This window comes from Pseudomonas sp. P106(2024) (genome assembly GCF_057480815.1).
The window spans coordinates 1-18593 of record NZ_JBLIYU010000022.1 but is presented as its reverse complement, the minus strand read 5'-3'; the positions used below and the strand labels follow the sequence as shown (position 1 = coordinate 18593).

Sequence of the window (18593 nt, the reverse complement as noted above, 5' to 3'; positions counted from 1 at the left end):
CTTCTGTAGAAGACACCGGGAGGCTACCGATGGACGCATTCTGGCATTCGATCCTTGAGGCTTTGCACAGCGAATTCGCCGATGTCACCGACGAGCGCGAGGTTGCCCGTATCTTGATTCGCCTGTTGATGGCGGCTTTGCTGGGGGCGGTGCTGGGCTTCGAGCGCGAGAGCAAGGGCAAGGCGGCGGGGGTGCGCACGCACATGCTGGTTTCGATGGGCGCGGCGTTGTTCGTGCTGGCGCCAAGCATGGCCGGCGCCGACGAGCAGGCGTTGAGCCGGGTGATCCAGGGCATCGTCGCCGGCATAGGCTTTCTCGGGGCGGGCACGATTCTCAAGGGCAACAGCCAGGATGCCAGCCACGTCAAGGGGCTGACCACCGCTGCCGGACTGTGGATGACCGCGGCTATCGGTACCGCCGCAGGCATGGGACGCGAGGCCACGGCACTGGTGAGCACCGTGATGGCGCTGCTGGTGCTGGCCAGCATGCCGCTGCTGGTGGACAAGGTCGAGGGCGAGGTACGGGAGAAGAAGGGCGGTGAGAACGAGGAGGGCAGGAAGCACTGAGGGGAGCCGAAGCTCCCCTCATAAGCGTTGTTGCCTGCTCTTTTCTTATTATTGGAGACGAGCCTATTGTTGTTTTTGTCGGCGGTTGTCTCTGCATTGCGGGGGTCCCAACCGGGGCTAAGAGCAAACGTATTTTTTTGAGCGCTGACTTGCGTTCATCCAACGTGATCCAACCTTGACTGCCGCTACCTTGGAGGTAGTTTTATTGTTCTGTGTCAGGCTGCGGGGGCGGCCCCCTGGAAAGCACGTCGACTCCAAAAAAATCTGCTTGCTACGCCTCTGCCGTGTTGTTCTTGTTATGTCAGAGCCGTTTACTGTTGTTTTTATTGGGTATCGCGTTTTTTTGTTCTTGTTATGCCAAAAGATATAGCAGATGGCGTGCCAACTTTTAAAAGTCCTTAAAATTCAATGGTTTAATGGATTTCCCTCAAAAGGTGGCACGTGAAATTCTGTCGAATTGTTTCCCTGTTACCCGATTTTTTTCTGGCAAGCGTGTAGGCGGTAACACTCCGCCCACATCTGTGTGACACGCGTATGACTCAGCGCACGCCACGTGCCCGCGCTACCCGCGAACCGGTGGCGCGCCCCAGCACTTCGCTGATGCGCAGGCCGGCGGCGATCAGCTTGTCCAGTTCGATGCCGGTCTCGATGCCCAGCCCCTGTAACAGGTACACCACGTCCTCGCTAGCGACGTTACCGGTGGCACCCTTGGCGTACGGGCAACCGCCCAGCCCGGCCACCGAGCTGTCGAACACGCTGATGCCCTCCAGCAGGCCGGCATAGACGTTGGCCAGGGCTTGGCCATAGGTGTCGTGGAAGTGCCCGGCCAGTTGCTCGCGGGGTACCTGGGCCGCGACCACTTCGAACAGGCGGCGGGTGTCACCGGCGGTGCCGGTGCCGATGGTGTCGCCCAGCGATACCTCGTAGCAGCCCATGTCGTAAAGGGCACGTGCCACCGGCGCGACCTGCTCGGCGCCGATACGCCCCTCGTAGGGGCAGCCGAGCACGCAGGACACATAACCGCGCACCCGCACACCTTGGCTGCGGGCGGCGTCCATGATCGGTTCAAAGCGTTTGAGGCTGTCGCTGATCGAGCAGTTGATGTTGCGCTGCGAGAAGGCTTCCGAGGCCGCCGCGAACACCGCCACTTCCTTCACCCCGGCGGCCAGGGCATCCTCGAAACCGCGCAGGTTGGGTGCCAGGGCCGCATAGGTGACGCCTTCGCGCTGGCGGATACCGGCGAACACCTCGGCGGAACCGGCCATCTGCGGCACCCACTTGGGCGAGACGAAACTGCCCACCTCGATGTAACCGAGACCGGCATCGGTGAGGTCGTCCACCAGTCGCACCTTGTCGGCGACGCTGATGGGCTGGGCTTCGTTCTGCAGGCCGTCGCGCGGGCCGACTTCGACCAGGCGGACATTCTTGGGCAATGACATGGCGGGCTTCCTGTGGCGGATCAACGGTGGGGGTGCGACGGGTTCAGGGTGGCGGCCAGGGCCTGCTCGCAGCGCTCCTGGGCGGTGTCCAGCTCCAGGTGCATCTGCTGGATATCGAGCATCTGCTGTTCGAGCTGGGCGCGGCGTTCGGCGATCTTGGCCAGCATGCTGGTGAGCTGCTTCTGGTTGCCGCTGGTGGGGTCGTAGAGCTCGATCAGTTCCCGGCACTCGGCCAGCGAGAAGCCGATGCGCTTGCCCCGCAGGATCAGCTTGAGGGTGACCTTGTCGCGCGCCGAGTAGATGCGCTCCAGGCCACGGCGCTCGGGGCTGAGCAGGCCCTGTTCCTCGTAGAAGCGGATGGCGCGGGTGGTGATGTCCAGCTCGCGGGACAGGTCGGAGATGCTGTAGGTCTGGCTGCTCATGCTTGGGCTCGGGGGAGGGAATGCAAGTAACCTAATGCCAGGTTGACGTATACGTCAAGCGGACCTCCATGGGAGTTTGGGCCCCTGTGGTAGCGGCCTTGTGTCGCGAAAGGGGCGCGTAGCGGCCCCAAACCATCAGTAGCGCTGCAAAAAGCTGGGGCCGCTTTGCAGCCCTTTCGCGCCGCTCCTACAGGGATCGCGCAAGGCTAGTGGGGCTTGTTTCAGGTATTGACCGACCTGCGGTATTCCTTGGGCGTCCGGCCATCGAGCCGCTTGAAGAACCGCGCAAAGTAGGTCGGATCGCTGAACCCCAGGCTGTCGGACAACTGGCTGATGCTCATGCGGGTATACGCCAGATTACGCCGTGCCTCGAGCAGCAGGCGCTGGTGGATCACCTGCAACGCCGATTGCCCGGCCAACGCTCGGCACAGCTGGTTCAACTGCAGGCTGGTGATGCCCAGCCGGCTGGCGAAGTCGTCCACGGCAAGGTGCTCGCGGTAATGCGCCTCGACCAGGCGCAGGTAACGCCCCAGCAACTGCTGGTCCCGTTCGTCCTGGTTACGCGCGGGCAAGGCCTGCTGCTGGCGGTGGATCCAGACCATCAGCGCGGTGACCAGCGCCTGCAGCAGGGGGCCTCGTGCCGGCGCGCTGCCTTGATACTCCTGCTGCAGCGTGTCGATCAGCCCGTGCAGGCGCAGACGATCCTGGCCCAGCGGGTAACAGCGGGCAGCGGTCAGTACGCTCAAGGGAGCGCCGAGGCGCTGTTCCAGATCGACCACCAGGGCCGTGCCGAAGGTCAGTACGTGCCCCTGGATATCGGCGCTGAAGCGAAAACCATGCACGGTGAGCGGCGGCACCACCTGGATCGCCGCCTCGCGAATCACCCGGCGCTCGCCCTCGATCTCCACCTGGGCCTCGCCCCGCTGCACATAGAGAAGCTGGAACAGCTCGGCATGCCGATGCGGTTTGATTTCCCAATGGTGCAGGCGGCTGCGCGCCGGGATCGACTCGCAGTGCAGCAGGTCGGTGTCCGGCCAGGCGTGATGTTCGCCGTACAGCTGGAACAGCGGGATGCCGGGGAGCGGGATGTGCATGAAGGATTGTCCGTTAATCGAACGAATTTTTGAAAAGTGCAGTTTTTGACACAGATATCACACGTTTCGCCCAAGGTTCGCCAGTAAAAATACAGGTGCAAACCCTAACAGCAGATGTGCGGCCACTGCCAGTACCGGCCGGCATCGTCATCGCGAGACAACAACAATGAAGACTCAGGTTGCAATCATCGGCGCCGGCCCCTCCGGCCTGCTGCTGGGCCAGCTGCTGCAGCGTGCGGGCATCGACACGCTGATCGTCGAGCGCCAGACCCCCGACTATGTGTTGGGACGCATCCGCGCCGGCGTGCTCGAGCAAGGCACGGTCGACCTGCTGCGCGAGGCCGGGGTGGCCGAGCGCATGGACCGTGAAGGGCTGGTACACGAAGGCGTTGAACTGTTGGTCAATGGCCGTCGCCAGCGCCTCGACCTGAAGGCGCTGACCGGCGGCAAGACGGTGATGGTGTACGGTCAGACCGAGGTCACCCGGGACCTGATGCAGGCACGCCAGGCCAGCGGGGCGCCGATCATCTATTGCGCGGACAATGTCCGCCCCCACGCCATCGACGGCGAGCGGCCCTACCTCACCTTCGACAAGGACGGTTGTCAGCACCGCGTCGATTGCGACTATATCGCCGGCTGCGACGGCTTCCACGGAGTGGCGCGCCAGAGCATTCCGGCCGACGTGCTGAAGATGTACGAGCGGGTCTATCCGTTTGGCTGGCTGGGGTTGCTGGCCGACACCCCACCGGTCAACCACGAGCTGATCTATGCCCACCACGAACGCGGCTTCGTCTTGTGCAGCCAGCGCTCGCAGACCCGCAGCCGCTATTACCTGCAAGTGCCTTTGCAGGAGCGGGTGGAGGACTGGCCAGACGCGCGCTTCTGGGATGAGCTCAAGGCGCGCCTGCCGGCGGAGGTGGCCGCGCAACTGGTCACGGGGCCGGCGCTGGAGAAGAGCATCGCGCCGCTGCGCAGCCATGTGCTCGAGCCCATGCAGCATGGCCGGTTGTTTCTGGTGGGCGACGCCGCCCATATCGTCCCGCCCACCGGCGCCAAGGGGCTGAACCTGGCGGCGTCGGACGTCAACTACCTGTATCGGATCCTGGTCAAGGTGTACCGCGAGGGCCGCACCGACCTGCTGGCGCAGTACTCGCCGCTGGCCTTGCGGCGGGTGTGGAAGGGCGAGCGTTTCAGCTGGTTCATGACCCGGCTGCTGCATGATTTCGGCGCGCATCAGGACGACTGGGACCGCAAGATGCAGGAGGCCGACCGCGAGTACTACCTTGGTTCGCCGGCCGGCCTTGCCAATATTGCCGAGAACTACGTTGGGCTGCCGTTCGAGGCTGTGGAATAGAACAGTGGGGGACCGCTTTGCGGTCCAATCGCCGGCAACGACGCCAGGTTCTACTGCTCCAAGAGCGTCACCATCTCCCGGTATCCGCGCTGGCGGGCGTGCTCCAGCGCGGTCACACCCTCCTTGTCGGTGATCCGCGGATCTGCTCCGGCCGCCAGCAACCGGCGCACGATCTCCACATACCGAGGGCCGCCATCGCCAAGGATCACCGCCTCAAGCAGCGCGGTCCAGTGCAGGCGGTTGAGGTGGTCGACGTCGACGCCGGCCTCGATCAGCAGTTGCACGGTCTCGACGTGACCGCGCTCGGCCGCCGGGATCAGTGCGGTGCCGCCGTAGCGGTTGGTGCTCTTGAGGTCGGCGCCATGGGCCAGGGTCAGGCGCAGGATGTCGTTGAGCCCGCGCGCGCCGGCATACAGGTAGGGGCTGTCGTTGATGTTGTCCTTGGCGTTGACGTCGGCACCGGCCTCGATCAGCACCTTGGCCACCTCCACCTGGTTGGCATGGGTGGCCACCAGCAGCGCAGTCTGGCCCTGGTCGTTGCGGGTATCAGGCAGGGCGCCACGGTCGAGCAACTGGCGCACGGCAGGGGCGTCACCGTGGCGGGCGGCATCGAGCAAGGGGGGATTCATGGCTGAGGTCTCGGCATGGGTGGCAAGGCTCAGGCTCAACAGCAAGGCGGCGAACGGCAGGCGCATGGTCATCGGTATCCTGATGCGACGAAGCTTGAATGTAGGGCCCTTGTGGTTGTAGGAGAAGTGAATTATCCGGATGGGATCCAGTGTATTTGCGCATGTTGCCGGCACTGGGCGCCCATGGTAGAAGTCAGCCTTGTCATTCAGAAGTCGAATACAGAGATGTCTTCCAGCGTAAAACCGAATAGGGCCTTGTTCGACCTCGACCTGCTGCGCGCCATCGTCGTGGTGGCCGATTGCGGCAGTTTCACCACCGCCGCCGCCCGCCTGCATTCCACCCAGTCGACCATCAGCCAGAAGGTCCGCCGCCTGGAGGACATGGTCGGCCATCGCCTGCTGGTGCGTGGCAACCGCGATGTGTTGCCCACCGATGCCGGGCAGACCTTGCTCGGTTACGCCCGGCACATGCTGGCCCTCAACGACCAGATGCTTGAAGCCCTGGCCGGGGCGATGGTCGGGGTCACCGTGCGCCTGGGCGTGCCGGAGGATTTCGTCGGCGGGCGCACCACCAACGCATTGTCCGCGTTCAGCCGACGCCACCCGCAGGTCAAGCTGGAGGTCACCAGCGGCCTGTGCCGCGATCTCAGCCAGGCCTACGACAACGGTGAACTCGACCTGGTGCTGCTCAAGCAGCGGCGCAACAGCCGCGAGGGCGTGGCCTGCTGGCCAGAGCGTTTGCAGTGGATCGACAGCGCGCGCACGCCGTCCTTCGAGCTCGATCCGATTCCGTTGGTGACCTTTCCGCCACGCGGGCTGTACCGCGACGACATGATTAGCGCGATCGAAGGCATGGGCCGACGCTGGCGCATCAGCTTTACCAGTTCCAGCCTCAGCGGGATCCAGGCGGCGGTGGCCGACGGCATGGGCATCAGCCTGCTGCCCCCGCGGGCGGCGCTCGGCGAGCACCGGGTGCTGGGTGCCGGGCAGGGGCTGCCGGAGGTGGACAGCTACGAGATCGTGATCGTGCACCGGCCAACGGCGGACGCGATGGTCAAGGCGCTGGCCGAGGTGCTGACCGAATTGCTGGCGGTGCAGGCGATCTGACACCGCCAGCGAAACGATCAGTCCCCGCAGCAGTGTGGCTTGCCTTGGGCCCCGTCATAGCGATCATGATGGCGCACCCAATCCATCGTCCCTTCCTCGTTGCGCCCCAGGGGGGCCACGTCGAGGAAGTTGTAGGCATTGACCAGGATGTCCAGCCCCCGGGCATAGGTGGAGTAGGTGTGGTACAGGCTGCCGTCGGCGTTCCGGTAGAACGCGCTCAATCCGGGCAACTCCGCCTCGTCGCCGCTGTAGGGCTCGTAGTTGTACTGGGCGCTGCCATCGGTGGCGACAGTGACCCCGAAGTCCTGGTTGAAGGCGCTGCCGTGCGAGGAATACCACGGGAACTGCCAGCCCATGCGCTGGCGGAACGCCTGGAATTCGCCATAGGGTGCCCGTGACACCGCCACCAGCGACACGTCATGGTGGGCCAGGTGCAGGTTGGCGCCGTCGAAATGATCGGCGAGGAAGGAGCAGCCCGGGCAGCCTTCGCTCCAGCCCCCGGCGAACATGAAGTGATAGACCAGCAGTTGGCTGCGCCCGGCGAACAGCTCGGCCAGACTCAGCTCACCGTGTGGGCCCTGGAAACGATAGTCCTGCTCCACCTGCACCCAGGGCAAGGCGCGGCGGGCAGCGGCAAGTTCATCGCGTTGATGGGTAAAGGCTTTCTCGTGCAACCAGAGTTGCCGGCGGGCGGCGAGCCATTGGCTGCGCGTGACCACGGCATGCTTGGGGGTGGAATGGCTCATGGGCGTGACTCCACGCTGGGGGTTCACCGAGTGGTCGAATGGCAGCGCGGACATTCGACGCTGGATTTTCCGTTGCCGACCAATGGTTGCTCCGCCCCCTCGATGCAGTCTCCCTGATGAACCTTTCATGACAAAACGTCGGTAGCAAAGCGTCACCCCCGTCAAAGCCATGGATACCGGCAAGGCATCTGGCCATCAGGCCGGTCGAGCCTTGGGGAACGGCCTGGGAGCGGGGCGATGGGGACTATGGAACGCTACACGAAAGTGGGAATGCAGGAGCTCGACCAGCGCCTGGCGAAGATCGTCGAGGCGGCGCGCAAGCAGCCGGTCTCGGTCTATCGCTACGGCGCGCCGTGGGTATGGATCGTCTCCCAGGAAGACTGGCAGGGCGCCCTGCGCGAGGTGGCCAGCTGCGTGCCGCCTGGGCATTCGCTGGCGCTGCTCAAGCCGCGTATCGAAGCCTTGCTGGATGAGCACCAGGCTGCGCTGGCGCTGCTGGCCGAGCAGCAGGGCATGATCATCGCCCCGCACACACTGATGCACGTGCTGCTGCTGCAGTTGCTGTATTCGGTGCCCAGCGAGAAGCAGCTCTACGAGCAGCTCAACTACAACCTGCTGTTCCGCTGGTTCGCCGGCCTGGAACTGAAATCGCGGGTGTGGAACTTCAGCCTGTTCAGTCATGACCTCGGCGTGCTGCTGGGCAGCGCCATGGCCGTGTCGCTGCTGCAGCGCATGGTCGACGAGGTGCTCGGCGCGAGCCTGCAGGCCATGCCCGAGTTCAGCCTCAACCTGGCCTTGCTGCACAGCTGGCTGGCACGTCACCAAGGTCAGGCCGCGCCTGACGCAAACCACTAGAAACCCAACGAATTCCTGGCGCTCAAGGGGGCGGTGTGGAGCATTTTTTCTTCAAGCGATGCGCCATGGGCGCAGGGCTGCTGTCGTGCCTGCTGGCGGGCAACGTGTCCGCGGACGAGGCGCAGCGCCGGGTCGAGATCAATGAATACGTGGTGCGCGGCAATACGGTGCTCGACGCCCAGGCCATCGAGGAGGCGGTCTATCCCTATCTGGGGCCGGACAAGTCCCTGGCCGACCTCGAAGGCGCCCGCGAGGCCCTGCAGAAAAGCTACCAGGCCCGTGGCTACCAGTCGGTGTTCGTCGAGCTGCCCGAGCAGAAGGTCGAGGGCGGCGTGGTCTACCTGCAGGTGAGCGAAACCAAGGTCGGGCGAGTGCGGGTGGTGGGCGCCAAGCATTACTCGCCGCTGGAGATTCGTGAACAGGTTCCGGCGCTGGAGGAGGGCAAGGTGCCCGACTTCGCCCAGGTGCAGGACGAACTGGCCACGCTCAACCGCACCCCGGGCCGGCAGGTCATGCCGTTGGTGCGCGAAGGCCAGCGGCCGGGCACCATGGATGTCGACCTGCAGGTCGAGGACAAGCAGCCCTGGCACCTGAGCCTGGGCCTGAACAACGATCACAGCGCCGACACCGAGAAGCTGCGCAGCGTCATCAGCCTGGGCTACAACAACCTCTGGCAGGCCGGCCACAGCGTCTCGCTGACCTGGTTCACCGCGCCCCAGGACCGTGACAACGCCGAGGTCTGGTCCGGTTCCTACGCCGCGCCCCTGAACGAGCGCTGGACCGTGCAGTTCTCCGGCTACCACTCCGACAGCAACGTCGCCACGGTGGGCGGCACCAACGTCCTGGGCAAGGGCCATTCCTATGGTGTTTCGGCAATCTACAACCTGCCGGGCGTCGGCGCCTGGGCCAACGCCCTGTCGATCGGCGTGGACTTCAAGGACTTCGACGAGCAGGTCGGCCTGGGCGCCAGCAGCGACAAGGTACCACTCAAGTACGCCCCCATCACCCTGGGCTACACCGGCTACCGCTTCACCGAGCAGGACCAGCTGAGCCTGGGCCTGAGCCTGGTGGCCGGCACCCGCAGCCTGCTGGGCTACGGCAGCGACGACGCCGAGTTCGACTACAAGCGCTACCGCGCCGATTCCAGCTTCGCCGCGCTCAAGGGCGACGGCAGCTACACCTTCGACTTCGCAGGCTCCTGGCAGAGCGCCTCGAAGCTGGCCTTCCAGCTGGCCTCGGGGCCGCTGGTGTCGAACGAGCAGTTCGCCGCCGGCGGTGCCACTTCGGTGCGCGGTTACCTGGCCGCCGAGCGTACCGGGGACGACGGCCTGCTGTTCTCCCAGGAGCTGCGTACCCCATCCATCGGCCGCTATGTCGGCAGCTACATCAGCGATTGGCGCTTCTATCTGTTCGCCGAAGGCGCCCAGCTGCGCCTGCAGGACGCGCTGCCCGAGCAGGACGACCGCTACAGCCTGGCCAGTGCCGGCATCGGCACCCGCGCCACGCTCAACGACTGGCTGTCCGGCAGCGTCGACTGGGCCGTGCCGCTCAAGGACGGCCCCAACACCGACAAGAACGCTTCCCGTGTGCACTTCAGTGTGCAGGCGACCTTCTGACTCATTGACCGGCATCGACCTGGAGACCTCTCATGCAACGCCTGATATTGACCTTGCTGCTGTGCCTGGGCTTCGCCCTGCCGGGCAGCGCCAGCGCCTGGTGGCAGGACGACTGGATGTACCGCAAGCAGATCGCCGTGGACACCACGCCCCAGGGCGCCGGACTGACCCAGGCGCTGGGCCGCACCGCGCTGCTGGTGCGCCTGCACACCGGCAACTTCAGCTTCGACGGCGTCAGCGAGACCGGCGCCGACATCCGCTTCGTCAGCGCCGATGACAAGACCGTGCTCAACCACCATGTCGAGCAGTTCGATCCGCTGATGGGCATGGCGCTGATCTGGGTGGACGTGCCACGCATCGAGGCGGGCCAGCGTCAGGAGCTGTGGATGTACTACGGCAACCCGAAAGCCCAGGCGCCTGCTGGCCAGCCCAGCTTCGACGCCGACTACATCGCGCTCTACCACTTCGACGGTGCCACCGCCCGCGACGCCAGCCCCTATGGCAATCAGCTGCAAGGGCCGACGGTGAGCGTCGACGGCGTGATCGGCCGGGCCATTCAGCTCGGTGGCCAGGGCCTGCAACTGCCGGCCAGCGCCTCGCTGCAACTGCCGGCGGGCGCGGCGTTCACTTTCAGCACCTGGCTGCGCCAGGATCAGGCGGTGGGCGAGCAACTGCTGCTGGCCCGTCGCGAGGCCGGCCACAGCCTGTTGCTGGGCCTGGCCCAGGGCGTGCCTTTCGTCGAGGTTGACGGCCAGCGCGCCAGCGCCAGCCAGGCCGTGAGCGCCGGTCAGTGGCAAAACCTGGCATTGGTGGGCGAGGGCGGCAACCTGAGCCTGTTGCTCGAAGGCCAGCCGGTGGCCCGCCTGGCCGCCAGTCTGGCGGCCTTCAACGGTGCCGTCGGCATTGGTGGTGACCTGCCGCCGCCCGAAGGCGAGGTGACCAGCCAGTTCGCGCCTTTTGTCGGCGCCCTGGACGAACTGCGCCTGTCGCGCGTGGCCCGCAGCCAGGCAGGCCTGCAGGCCGACGTGCTGGCCCAGGGCGCCGAGTCGCGCCTGGTGGTGTACGGCGTCGACGAGGAACAGTCGGGCTTCGGCTTCGGCGGCCTGGGCTTCCTGCTCAAGGCGGTGCCGGTGGACGCCTGGGTGATCATCGCCATCCTGGTGCTGATGATGGTGCAGTCGTGGGTGATCATGCTGCGCAAGCAGCGCACCCTCAGTCGCGTCACCGCCGCCAACACCCGCTTTCGCGAGCGGTTCGCCACGGTCGGCACGCGCCTGGAGCAGTTCGCCGACGATCAGGACCTGCATGGGCGGCTCACCGACTCCTCGCTGTGGCGCCTGTACCTGGTGGCCGTGCAGGAACTGCGCACCCGGCGCGCCCAGGGCGCCGACACCCGCGAAGTGTCCGCGGCCACCATCGAGGCCATCCGCTGCTCCATGGACGGCGTGCGCACCCGCGAGAACCAGGCGTTGTCATCGAAGCTGTCGACCCTGTCCAACGCCATTGCCGGCGGCCCCTACATCGGCCTGCTGGGCACGGTGCTGGGGATCATGGTGGTGTTCCTCGGCACCGCCATGGCCGGCGACGTCAACATCAATGCCATCGCCCCGGGCATGGCCGCGGCGCTGCTGGCCACCGCCATGGGCTTGTTCGTCGCCATCCCCGCGCTGTTCGGCTACAACCGCCTGACCACGCGCAACCGCGAGGTCAGCGCCGACATGCGGGTATTCGTCGACGAGTTCATCACCCGCCTGGCCGAGCTGCACGGCGAGGGCCAGGCCGGTGAAGCGGCGCAGCGCCCGACCGGGCGCAGCGTCAACCCGTCGGTTCCGGCGTGAGGGCACAGCCATGGCATCCGTGAACAACGCCCATGACGACGACACCGACGCCGCGGTCGACAGCATCAACATCACCCCGCTGGTGGACGTGCTGATGGTGGTACTGGTGATGTTCATCCTCACCGCCACTGCGCAGGTTTCCGGGATCCAGGTGCAGCTGCCCAAGGCCAGCGCCACGGTGTCGCTGGCCCAGCCCAAGACCAAGGCGATCTCGATCAACGACGCCGGCCAGGTGTTTCTCGATGCCTATCCGGTGACGCTGCAGGAGCTGGAGGACCGCCTGCGCAGCGAGAAGGCGCGCAACCCCGACTTCCCGCTGATCGTGCGCGGCGACGCGGGCGTGCAGTACCAGAAGGTGGTCGAGGTGCTCGACCTGCTGCGCCGTCTCGAACTGGCCCAGGTCGGGCTGGTTACCGGCAAGCCGAACCAGGGGTGAGGGCAGGCATGGAACGTACAGTCAACCCCCGCCGCCTGCTGACCTGGGCCGTGCTCGCCGTTGCTGGCGCTGGCCTGGCCTGGCTGCTGTGGCAGTGGGCCAACGACATGGCCGGGGTGCGCCGCGAAGCGCCCAAGGTGCCGGCAATCATCCCGCTGCCGCCACCGCCGCCACCACCGCCCGAGCCGCCCAAGGAGCCCGAGCCGCCGGTCGAGGAGAAGATCGTCGAGCCGCAGCCGGTGCCCGAGGCCGAAGAGGTCAAGCCCGCCGAGGAGGCGCCCGATCCGGCCCAGGACCTGGCCGAGCCGATGCAGATGGACGGCGACGCGCAAGCGGGCGGCGACAGCTTCAACGTCGGCGCCGGCAAGGGCGGCGGCATGGCCGGTGGCGGCGGAGGGGGGCTGGGCAGCGGCACCTACAGCCAGTACCTGGCCTACGCCTTCCAGCGCCTGCTGCGCGACAACCCCGAGCTGCGCAACCTGGTGTTCAACCTGCAGGCCGAGATCTGGCTCAGCGCCGCGGGCGAGATCACCCGTGTCGAGCTGCTGCGCGGCAGCGGCGAGCCGGAGCTGGACGCCCAGGTGCTCGCCGCCCTGCGCGGCGCCCGCGCCCTCGACCAGCGCCCGCCCGCCAACCTGACCTTGCCGGTGAAGATCGCCTTGCAGGGGCGCCGGCCATGAACAACGAAGCACGACTGACCCACAGGAGCTGCAAACCCATGAAGTGCCCAGTCAACCGATTGACCCTGGCGCTCGGCCTGCTGGCCGCCGCCACCGCGGTCGGTCCGACCGTCGCCCACGCCGCGCCGTCGGAGAACGCGACCGTCAACCTGATCCGCCTGCTGGTGGAGCAGGGCGTGCTCAAGCAGGACAAGGCCGACGCGCTGATCGCCCAGGCCGAACGCGAAGCTCAGCAGGCGCGGGTCGCCGCCAGCGGCGCGCCGATTGTCGCCCAGGCCCCGGCCGCCAACGGTGAGGTGCGCGTGCAATACGTGCCGGCCATCGTCCGCCAGCAGATCCGCGACGAGATCAAGGCGGAGGTGATGAGCACCGCCAAGCAGGAAAACTGGGCCGCGCCCAACACCTTCCCTGACTGGGCCTCACGCATCAGCTTCGACGGCGATCTGCGTCTGCGCTACGAGTCGCGTTCCTATGCCGATGGCAACAGCAACGAGATCGTCGATTTCGCCAAGCTCAATGAAAAGGGCCCCTACGACGTCAACCCCAACAGCAGCTCAAGCCTGCCTCCGTTGCTCAACACCCGCGAGGATCGCGACAGCCTCCTGCGCCTGCGGGCGCGCTTCGGCCTCAAGGCGCAGCTGGCGGAGAACTGGGTGGCTGGCATCCGCGTCGCCACCGGCTCCAACAACAACCCGGTCTCGACCACACAGAACCTTGGTGGCGGCTTCGGCAAGAAGGACATCTGGCTCGACCAGGGCTACGTCACCTGGACGCCGAGCGAGCGCCTGACGCTGACCGGCGGGCGGATCGCCAACCCGTTCATGTCCACCGACATCCTGTATTCCCACGACCTCAACTTCGATGGCGTGGCGGCGCTGTTCGACCAGCCGCTGGGCCGCGACCTCAGCCTGTTCGGCACCGTCGGCGCATTCCCTGTGCAATACAGCGACGACAACGCCACCAGCAACGGCCTGGATAAGGAAGACAGCGACAACAAGTGGCTGTACGGCGCGCAGTTGGGCGCGAAATGGGCGCTCAACGACAGCAATCGACTCAAGGGCGCGATGGCCTATTACCGCTTCGACGATATCGCCGGCGAGCGCTCCAGCCCTTGCGCTCCGTGGGATGGCCAGCCGGGCTGCGACAGCGACGAATCCCGGCCGACCTTCATGCAGAAGGGCAACACCGTGTTCCTGCTCCGCGACATCACGCCGAATCCGGCCAACCCGGCGGCCACGCCGCAGCCGCAATTCGTCGGCATCGCCTCGGAGTTCGAGCTGCTCGATTTGAACCTGGTGTGGGACGCCGACCTGCCCCATGACTTCAAGCTGCGCAGCCAGGCCAACTACGTCCACAACCTGGCCTACGACGAGGGCGACATGCGCAAGCGTTCGGCGGGACAACTGGCCAACAACGTCGACGAGAACGGCAACCTCAAGAGCGGCGGCGATGCCTGGATGCTCCAGTTCACCCTGGGCAACGCCCTGGACATGCGCAAGGCCGGCGACTGGAACCTGTTCGCCGGCTACAAGCGCATCGAGCCCGACGCGCTGCCTGACGGCTTCAACGACTCGAGCTTCCACCTCGGCGGCACCAACGCCAAGGGTTATTTCCTCGGTGGCAACTACGGCCTGGCCGACAACGTCTACGCTACAGCCCGTTGGTTGAGCAGCGAGGCAGTCTACGGCGCGCCGTTTGACATCGATGTGCTACAACTTGAAGTCAACACTCGGTTCTAGGGAAGGAGCACGGGCATGAACAAGGGAGCTTATCGCCACCGCTGCGCCTGGTTGATGCTGGCCCTGGGCGCAAGCCTGGCGGCCTCGGCGTCGGCCGAAACCCTCGAGGAACGTCTGCGCACCCAACTGCGCAGCACCACGCAACAGCTGCAGGCCCTGCAGAGCGAGCAAGCCCAGGCCAGCGCCGCCCGCCAGGCGGCCGAGCAGCAGCGCGACGCGGCTCAAGGCCAGGTACGCGAACTGACCGCGCAACTGGCCAAGGCCCGCGGCCAGAGCGAGCAACTGGCTGGCCAGCAACAGGCCGTGCACAGCCAGGCCCAGGCGCTGGTGGCCAGCAGCAACGAACAACTGCACAAGTACAAGCAGGCCTATGACGAGCTGCTGGCGATGGCGCGCGCCAAGGAAAGCGAGCGCGCCACCCTGCAGGCGCAACTGGGCGAGCGTGACAGCCAGGTGCAGCAATGCCAGGCCCGCAACCAGCAGATGTACGGGGTGGCCAAGGAGATGCTGGCCGCCTACGAGAAGGTCGATATCGCCGATGTCATGAAGATGCGCCAGCCCTTCGCCGGTGGTGCCCGGGTCAAGTTCGAGGAGCTGGCCCAGGCCTATGGCGACAAGCTTTACGAAAGCCAGTTCGACGCCCCCAAGGGCGTGCCCCATTGACGTTTTCTCAACGCAAGGAAGTAAGCACATGACCGAAGTGACCCTGATCGAAACCGTTAGCGCCGACTCCCTGACCCAGTTGCTGCAGGATGCCGGCTGCCGGGTCAACCGCACCGAGCAGAACGCCGTGGTGCAGTTGCTCAGCGCCAGCCAGGGCGTGGGTTATGCCGTACGTTTCGGCAACCGGGCCGCGGGTAAGGAAGGCGAGTTCCTCGACTTCACCTTCAGCTGCGCCCTGCGTATCCAGGGCGAGCTGCCGGCGGGCCTGGCCGAGCACTGGAACGCCAGCCGCCGCTTCGCCCGGCTGTCGGTGCAGGGCGAGTTCCTGGTGATGGAGCAGGATGTGGTGGTCGCCGATGGCGTCAGTCAGCAGCATTTGCTGGGCAGCCTGGTGCTGTGGGATCGATTGCTGCAGGAACTGATCGTCTATCTGCGTGACTACAGCCGTAACGTGGCCGGCCAGCAACAAACCCAGGTCGCCCATGACGAAGAGCGCGCCTCGTGACGGCGCGCACTTTCTGGGCCGGCGCCGGCGCGCTGGCCATTGTCGCGGTGGCGGTTGCCCTGGCCTTGCGCCCGGGCGACGAGCCGGTGGCGGCGGCGCGTCCAGCGTCGCCAGCCGCCCTGGTGGCGGCCGACAAGGGCCCGGTATTGGCGCGCCTGGGCGAGCAGCAGGTTGGCAGTGGCGAACTCAAGGCGCTGTTCGCCCAGTTGCCCGAGGAAGCCCGGGCCAGCCTGCGCGGCGACCGACCGGCATTGGAGGCCTGGATCCGCGCCCGCCTGGCGGAAAAGGCTCTCTACCAGCAGGCCGAGGCCCAGGGCTGGTTGCAGCGCCCGGAAATCCAGGTGCAGACCCGCGCGGCCACCGAGCAGATCGTCCTGCGCGACTACCTGAACTCGGTGAGCAAGGTGCCTGACGATTACCCCAGCGAGGTTGAGCTCAAGCAGGCCTACGAGGCGGGCAAGGCCGGGTTGCAACTGCCGGTGCGCTACCGCCTGAGCCAGATCTTCCTGCGGGTGGAAAATCCCAGGGACGACGAGGCCGTGCGCAAACAGGCCCAGACGCTGGCCAAGCAGGCCCAGGCTGCGGATGCGGACTTTGCCGCGCTCGCCCGTGAACACTCCCAGGATGCCGGCACGGCCTCCGCCGGCGGCGACACCGGACTGCAGGCCCTGGCGCAATTGCTGCCCGAGGTTCGCGGGGTGGTGCCCAAGCTGAAGGTGGGCACGGTCAGCGACCCGGTGCAGAGTGTAGCGGGCTACCACATCATCAAGCTGGTCGAGCAGCAGCCCGCCAGGGCAGCGACCTTCGAGGAGGTGGCGCCACGTTTGCGCGAATTGCTGCGCGCCCAGCGCCAGGAGCAGGTGGCCAAGGCCTATGTCGAGGGGATGTTCGACACGGCCACCCTGAGCATCGATGGCGCGGCGCTGAACCAGGTCCTGGAAAGCAGCCGCTAGTCGCCAACAACCATGGAAGAGCCGGGCCTGCCCAGGCGGGCCCGTGGGAGGCGAGGGATGCCGATCGATCTGTCCCCGGGGCGAGCCCCGGATACCGCCATGCCTGTCGTTCGTCCCCAGGTGCCGTTGGCCCTGGACGAACAGACCCTGAACTGTTTCCTGGTCACCGCGCGCTGCGGCTGTTTCATGCAGGCGGCGCGGCGGCTTAATCTCAAACCGGTGGCCCTGCGCAAACGCCTGGCGGCGCTGGAGGCGCGCCTGGGCTACAGCCTGTTCGTCAACCGCAACAATAACCCGGTGCTCAGCCAGCAGGGTGAACGCCTGCTGCTGATACTCCAGGCGCGCGAGCCGGTCGTGCCGCTGCCGCGAGAGCAAAGCGCGAGCGTGCGCTTGGCCGTGGCCGAGCCGCTGCTGCAGGACCTGCTGGGTCGCAACCTGATCAACTTCGTGCGCCAGCATGCCGGCATGCGTCTGGAGGTGGCCACCCTTGACGGTCGCCAGGCGCCCGAGCAGGTTGCCGATGTCGCCCTGTGGCTGGGTGATGCCAGCCACGGCGCCCATGCTGGCAGTTTTGCCGGTGCCGCCCCCGAGGCTCTGGCCACCCTCGAGTACCTGCCGCATATCGCCAAGCGCTATGCCCGTGAGGCCAACCGGCCGACCTGCCTGGCGGACCTGCAGGACTACATGCTGGTGCAATGGCAGGGCGAAGCTGGCGTGCAGGCGCTGATGCCCTGGCAGGCGCTGCTGCGCACCCGTACGGCCGGGGTGACGCAGATCCAGGACTACGAGATGTACTGCCAGCTGATCAAGTGCAGCGCCAGCGTCGGCTTGTTGCCGCACTATGCGACGCACCTGGACCGTGGATTGCTGGCCTTGCCGGGCCTGTTCCGCGAACCGATGCGGCGGCGGGTGTGGCTGGCGGTCAACGGCCAGACCGAGGCCGACCCGCTGGTGCAGGTGATGGTGGGGGCGATCCGGGCTGCTTTCGACGAACGGCGCGAGTGGTTCTGTAGTCCGTAGCTGCCGAACTCATCCTGCCTTGCGCAGGGTGAGGTTGATTCGTCGCTCGCCCATGCGTGGGTGAACGCCAGGTTTGATCGGCATCACGCCATGAAAGCGCAGACGGTCTTCGCCGCCCCACACCAGCACGTCACCGTGATTCAGCGGGATGCGCTGGGGACGGTCCGAGCGCTGCAGGCCGCCGAACAGGAATACCGCTGGCAGACCCAGTGAGATCGAGACGATCGGTTGTCCGTAGTCTTGTTCGTCGCGGTCCTGGTGCAGGCTCAGACGGGTGCCGGGCAGGTAATGGTTGACCAGGCAGGCGTCCGGTATGAAGCCTTCGAAGCCTGCCAGTGCGGCGGCTCGGGTGGCCAGGTCGATGAGTACCTGGGGCAGGGCGGGCCAGGGTTTTGCGCTGACAGGGTCAATGGGGGTATAGCGGTAGCCGTTTTCGTCGCTGATCCAGCCCAGTGAGCCGCAGTTGGTCAGGGCCACGGCCATGCGCAGGCCGCCGGGGGTTTGCATATGGCGAAATGGTGCTGCGCGGAGCACGGGGCGCAGGGCGTCCAGCAGGGGTTCGAGGTCGGGCAGGGCGAAGCCGGGCAGCAGCGTTGTCTGGAGGGCCAGGCGCTGGGGGTGGGGGGCGAAGAGGTCGAGGTTGGACTGGATCATGGTTGGCTTGGGGGAGGCCTGGGGAGGGGGTATTGTAGCTCGCGCTGGCGGGTGTGGGGATCTCGTATGGTTTTGAGTGTTTTAACTCTGGTGGCGTATTGTGTTTAAAGGTTTGTGGGTTGTTGTTGTTGTTGTTGTTGTTGTTAGGTGGTTTTGGAAGTTGTATGCGCATTTATTTGCGAGGAAGTGTCAGATTTTTTGTGTGCGGGCCGGTAACGGCCTGCCGTCAGGCAGGCCCTGACTTTCACCAGGTCGGCCTGATGAACCGATCTCCGTA

General features: G+C 66.0%; 19 protein-coding genes. 13 read left to right on the top strand and 6 right to left on the bottom strand.

The annotated features are described in order from the left end of the window. The first annotated feature begins 29 nt into the window (after nucleotides 1-29). Entirely contained in the window at nucleotides 30-566 is a 537-nt protein-coding gene (locus AC25M7_RS23865) for an MgtC/SapB family protein (protein ID WP_028692179.1), read from the top strand. A gap of 539 nt (nucleotides 567-1105) precedes the next feature. Here AC25M7_RS23865 and AC25M7_RS23860 read toward each other — a convergent pair. The 3 genes from AC25M7_RS23860 to AC25M7_RS23850 form a co-directional block, all read right to left on the bottom strand. Further along, complete coding sequence (locus AC25M7_RS23860; protein WP_486971535.1) at nucleotides 1106-2005, bottom strand: hydroxymethylglutaryl-CoA lyase; 900 nt, start codon at nucleotides 2003-2005, stop codon at nucleotides 1106-1108. A gap of 20 nt (nucleotides 2006-2025) precedes the next feature. Continuing rightward, nucleotides 2026-2427 carry a MerR family transcriptional regulator gene (locus tag AC25M7_RS23855; RefSeq protein WP_028692177.1) on the bottom strand — a complete coding sequence of 134 codons (402 nt, stop codon included), beginning with the start codon at nucleotides 2425-2427 and terminating at the stop codon, nucleotides 2026-2028. A gap of 221 nt (nucleotides 2428-2648) precedes the next feature. Beyond that, a complete protein-coding gene (locus AC25M7_RS23850) occupies nucleotides 2649-3521 on the bottom strand; it encodes a helix-turn-helix domain-containing protein (protein WP_028692176.1) in 873 nt (290 codons plus the stop codon). Between the two features lie 166 nt (nucleotides 3522-3687). Between AC25M7_RS23850 and pobA the strand changes: the two genes are divergently transcribed. Beyond that, on the top strand, nucleotides 3688-4875 hold the full coding sequence (gene pobA / locus AC25M7_RS23845) for a 4-hydroxybenzoate 3-monooxygenase (protein WP_069017642.1): 1188 nt from the start codon (nucleotides 3688-3690) through the stop codon (nucleotides 4873-4875). A 50-nt stretch (nucleotides 4876-4925) separates the two neighbouring features. On the opposite strand, the gene AC25M7_RS23840 is transcribed toward pobA, so the two are convergent. Next, nucleotides 4926-5570: an ankyrin repeat domain-containing protein gene (locus AC25M7_RS23840; RefSeq protein WP_028692174.1), complete on the bottom strand. Its 645-nt coding sequence runs from the start codon at nucleotides 5568-5570 to the stop codon at nucleotides 4926-4928. Between the two features lie 159 nt (nucleotides 5571-5729). Here AC25M7_RS23840 and AC25M7_RS23835 point away from each other — a divergent pair, with 159 nt between their 5' ends. Then, the gene (locus AC25M7_RS23835; protein ID WP_062361212.1) at nucleotides 5730-6611 is read left to right on the top strand and encodes a LysR substrate-binding domain-containing protein; all 882 of its coding nucleotides are present in this window, start codon (nucleotides 5730-5732) and stop codon (nucleotides 6609-6611) included. A 17-nt stretch (nucleotides 6612-6628) separates the two neighbouring features. Here AC25M7_RS23835 and AC25M7_RS23830 read toward each other — a convergent pair whose 3' ends face one another. Then, nucleotides 6629-7357 carry a DUF899 domain-containing protein gene (locus tag AC25M7_RS23830; protein WP_197866651.1) on the bottom strand — a complete coding sequence of 243 codons (729 nt, stop codon included), beginning with the start codon at nucleotides 7355-7357 and terminating at the stop codon, nucleotides 6629-6631. A gap of 246 nt (nucleotides 7358-7603) precedes the next feature. Between AC25M7_RS23830 and AC25M7_RS23825 the strand changes: the two genes are divergently transcribed. From AC25M7_RS23825 to AC25M7_RS23780, 10 genes are all read left to right on the top strand, one after another. Continuing rightward, the gene (locus AC25M7_RS23825; protein WP_028692171.1) at nucleotides 7604-8212 is read left to right on the top strand and encodes a transposase; all 609 of its coding nucleotides are present in this window, start codon (nucleotides 7604-7606) and stop codon (nucleotides 8210-8212) included. Nucleotides 8213-8277: 65 nt separating this feature from the next. Further along, nucleotides 8278-9828, top strand: coding sequence for a ShlB/FhaC/HecB family hemolysin secretion/activation protein (locus tag AC25M7_RS23820; RefSeq protein ID WP_232854068.1), 1551 nt, complete (start codon nucleotides 8278-8280; stop codon nucleotides 9826-9828). Between the two features lie 32 nt (nucleotides 9829-9860). Further along, nucleotides 9861-11666 (top strand): DUF2341 domain-containing protein, encoded by a 1806-nt coding sequence (locus tag AC25M7_RS23815; protein ID WP_486971534.1) that lies wholly within the window; start codon nucleotides 9861-9863, stop codon nucleotides 11664-11666. A gap of 10 nt (nucleotides 11667-11676) precedes the next feature. Further along, a complete protein-coding gene (locus AC25M7_RS23810; protein ID WP_028692168.1) occupies nucleotides 11677-12102 on the top strand; it encodes an ExbD/TolR family protein in 426 nt (141 codons plus the stop codon). Between the two features lie 8 nt (nucleotides 12103-12110). Next, on the top strand, nucleotides 12111-12782 hold the full coding sequence (locus tag AC25M7_RS23805; protein WP_069017644.1) for an energy transducer TonB family protein: 672 nt from the start codon (nucleotides 12111-12113) through the stop codon (nucleotides 12780-12782). 38 nt (nucleotides 12783-12820) lie between these two features. Next, a complete protein-coding gene (locus AC25M7_RS23800; RefSeq protein WP_028692166.1) occupies nucleotides 12821-14521 on the top strand; it encodes a putative porin in 1701 nt (566 codons plus the stop codon). 15 nt (nucleotides 14522-14536) lie between these two features. Then, nucleotides 14537-15184, top strand: coding sequence for a hypothetical protein (locus AC25M7_RS23795; RefSeq protein ID WP_028692165.1), 648 nt, complete (start codon nucleotides 14537-14539; stop codon nucleotides 15182-15184). Nucleotides 15185-15212: 28 nt separating this feature from the next. Next, the gene (locus AC25M7_RS23790; RefSeq protein WP_062361204.1) at nucleotides 15213-15689 is read left to right on the top strand and encodes a YbjN domain-containing protein; all 477 of its coding nucleotides are present in this window, start codon (nucleotides 15213-15215) and stop codon (nucleotides 15687-15689) included. Then, nucleotides 15686-16642 carry a peptidylprolyl isomerase gene (locus AC25M7_RS23785; protein WP_486971533.1) on the top strand — a complete coding sequence of 319 codons (957 nt, stop codon included), beginning with the start codon at nucleotides 15686-15688 and terminating at the stop codon, nucleotides 16640-16642. Before AC25M7_RS23790 ends, AC25M7_RS23785 begins: the two co-directional genes overlap by 4 nt. Before the next feature lie 99 nt (nucleotides 16643-16741). After that, complete coding sequence (locus tag AC25M7_RS23780; protein WP_486971532.1) at nucleotides 16742-17662, top strand: LysR family transcriptional regulator; 921 nt, start codon at nucleotides 16742-16744, stop codon at nucleotides 17660-17662. Nucleotides 17663-17671: 9 nt separating this feature from the next. Here the strand turns inward: AC25M7_RS23780 and alkB are convergent, their stop codons facing one another. Then, the gene (gene alkB / locus AC25M7_RS23775; RefSeq protein ID WP_028692161.1) at nucleotides 17672-18316 is read right to left on the bottom strand and encodes a DNA oxidative demethylase AlkB; all 645 of its coding nucleotides are present in this window, start codon (nucleotides 18314-18316) and stop codon (nucleotides 17672-17674) included. Nucleotides 18317-18593 lie beyond the last annotated feature (277 nt).

Excerpts from the sequence above, each read along its gene's own strand:
- AC25M7_RS23865 (WP_028692179.1), top strand. The coding sequence starts at position 30 with ATGGACGCATTCTGGCATTCGATCCTTGAGGCTTTGCACAGCGAATTC.
- AC25M7_RS23860 (WP_486971535.1), bottom strand. The coding sequence starts at position 2,005 with ATGTCATTGCCCAAGAATGTCCGCCTGGTCGAAGTCGGCCCGCGCGAC.
- AC25M7_RS23855 (WP_028692177.1), bottom strand. The coding sequence starts at position 2,427 with ATGAGCAGCCAGACCTACAGCATCTCCGACCTGTCCCGCGAGCTGGAC.
- AC25M7_RS23850 (WP_028692176.1), bottom strand. The coding sequence starts at position 3,521 with ATGCACATCCCGCTCCCCGGCATCCCGCTGTTCCAGCTGTACGGCGAA.
- pobA (WP_069017642.1), top strand. The coding sequence starts at position 3,688 with ATGAAGACTCAGGTTGCAATCATCGGCGCCGGCCCCTCCGGCCTGCTG.
- AC25M7_RS23840 (WP_028692174.1), bottom strand. The coding sequence starts at position 5,570 with ATGCGCCTGCCGTTCGCCGCCTTGCTGTTGAGCCTGAGCCTTGCCACC.
- AC25M7_RS23835 (WP_062361212.1), top strand. The coding sequence starts at position 5,730 with ATGTCTTCCAGCGTAAAACCGAATAGGGCCTTGTTCGACCTCGACCTG.
- AC25M7_RS23830 (WP_197866651.1), bottom strand. The coding sequence starts at position 7,357 with ATGAGCCATTCCACCCCCAAGCATGCCGTGGTCACGCGCAGCCAATGG.
- AC25M7_RS23825 (WP_028692171.1), top strand. The coding sequence starts at position 7,604 with ATGGAACGCTACACGAAAGTGGGAATGCAGGAGCTCGACCAGCGCCTG.
- AC25M7_RS23820 (WP_232854068.1), top strand. The coding sequence starts at position 8,278 with ATGGGCGCAGGGCTGCTGTCGTGCCTGCTGGCGGGCAACGTGTCCGCG.
- AC25M7_RS23815 (WP_486971534.1), top strand. The coding sequence starts at position 9,861 with ATGCAACGCCTGATATTGACCTTGCTGCTGTGCCTGGGCTTCGCCCTG.
- AC25M7_RS23810 (WP_028692168.1), top strand. The coding sequence starts at position 11,677 with ATGGCATCCGTGAACAACGCCCATGACGACGACACCGACGCCGCGGTC.
- AC25M7_RS23805 (WP_069017644.1), top strand. The coding sequence starts at position 12,111 with ATGGAACGTACAGTCAACCCCCGCCGCCTGCTGACCTGGGCCGTGCTC.
- AC25M7_RS23800 (WP_028692166.1), top strand. The coding sequence starts at position 12,821 with ATGAAGTGCCCAGTCAACCGATTGACCCTGGCGCTCGGCCTGCTGGCC.
- AC25M7_RS23795 (WP_028692165.1), top strand. The coding sequence starts at position 14,537 with ATGAACAAGGGAGCTTATCGCCACCGCTGCGCCTGGTTGATGCTGGCC.
- AC25M7_RS23790 (WP_062361204.1), top strand. The coding sequence starts at position 15,213 with ATGACCGAAGTGACCCTGATCGAAACCGTTAGCGCCGACTCCCTGACC.
- AC25M7_RS23780 (WP_486971532.1), top strand. The coding sequence starts at position 16,742 with ATGCCTGTCGTTCGTCCCCAGGTGCCGTTGGCCCTGGACGAACAGACC.
- alkB (WP_028692161.1), bottom strand. The coding sequence starts at position 18,316 with ATGATCCAGTCCAACCTCGACCTCTTCGCCCCCCACCCCCAGCGCCTG.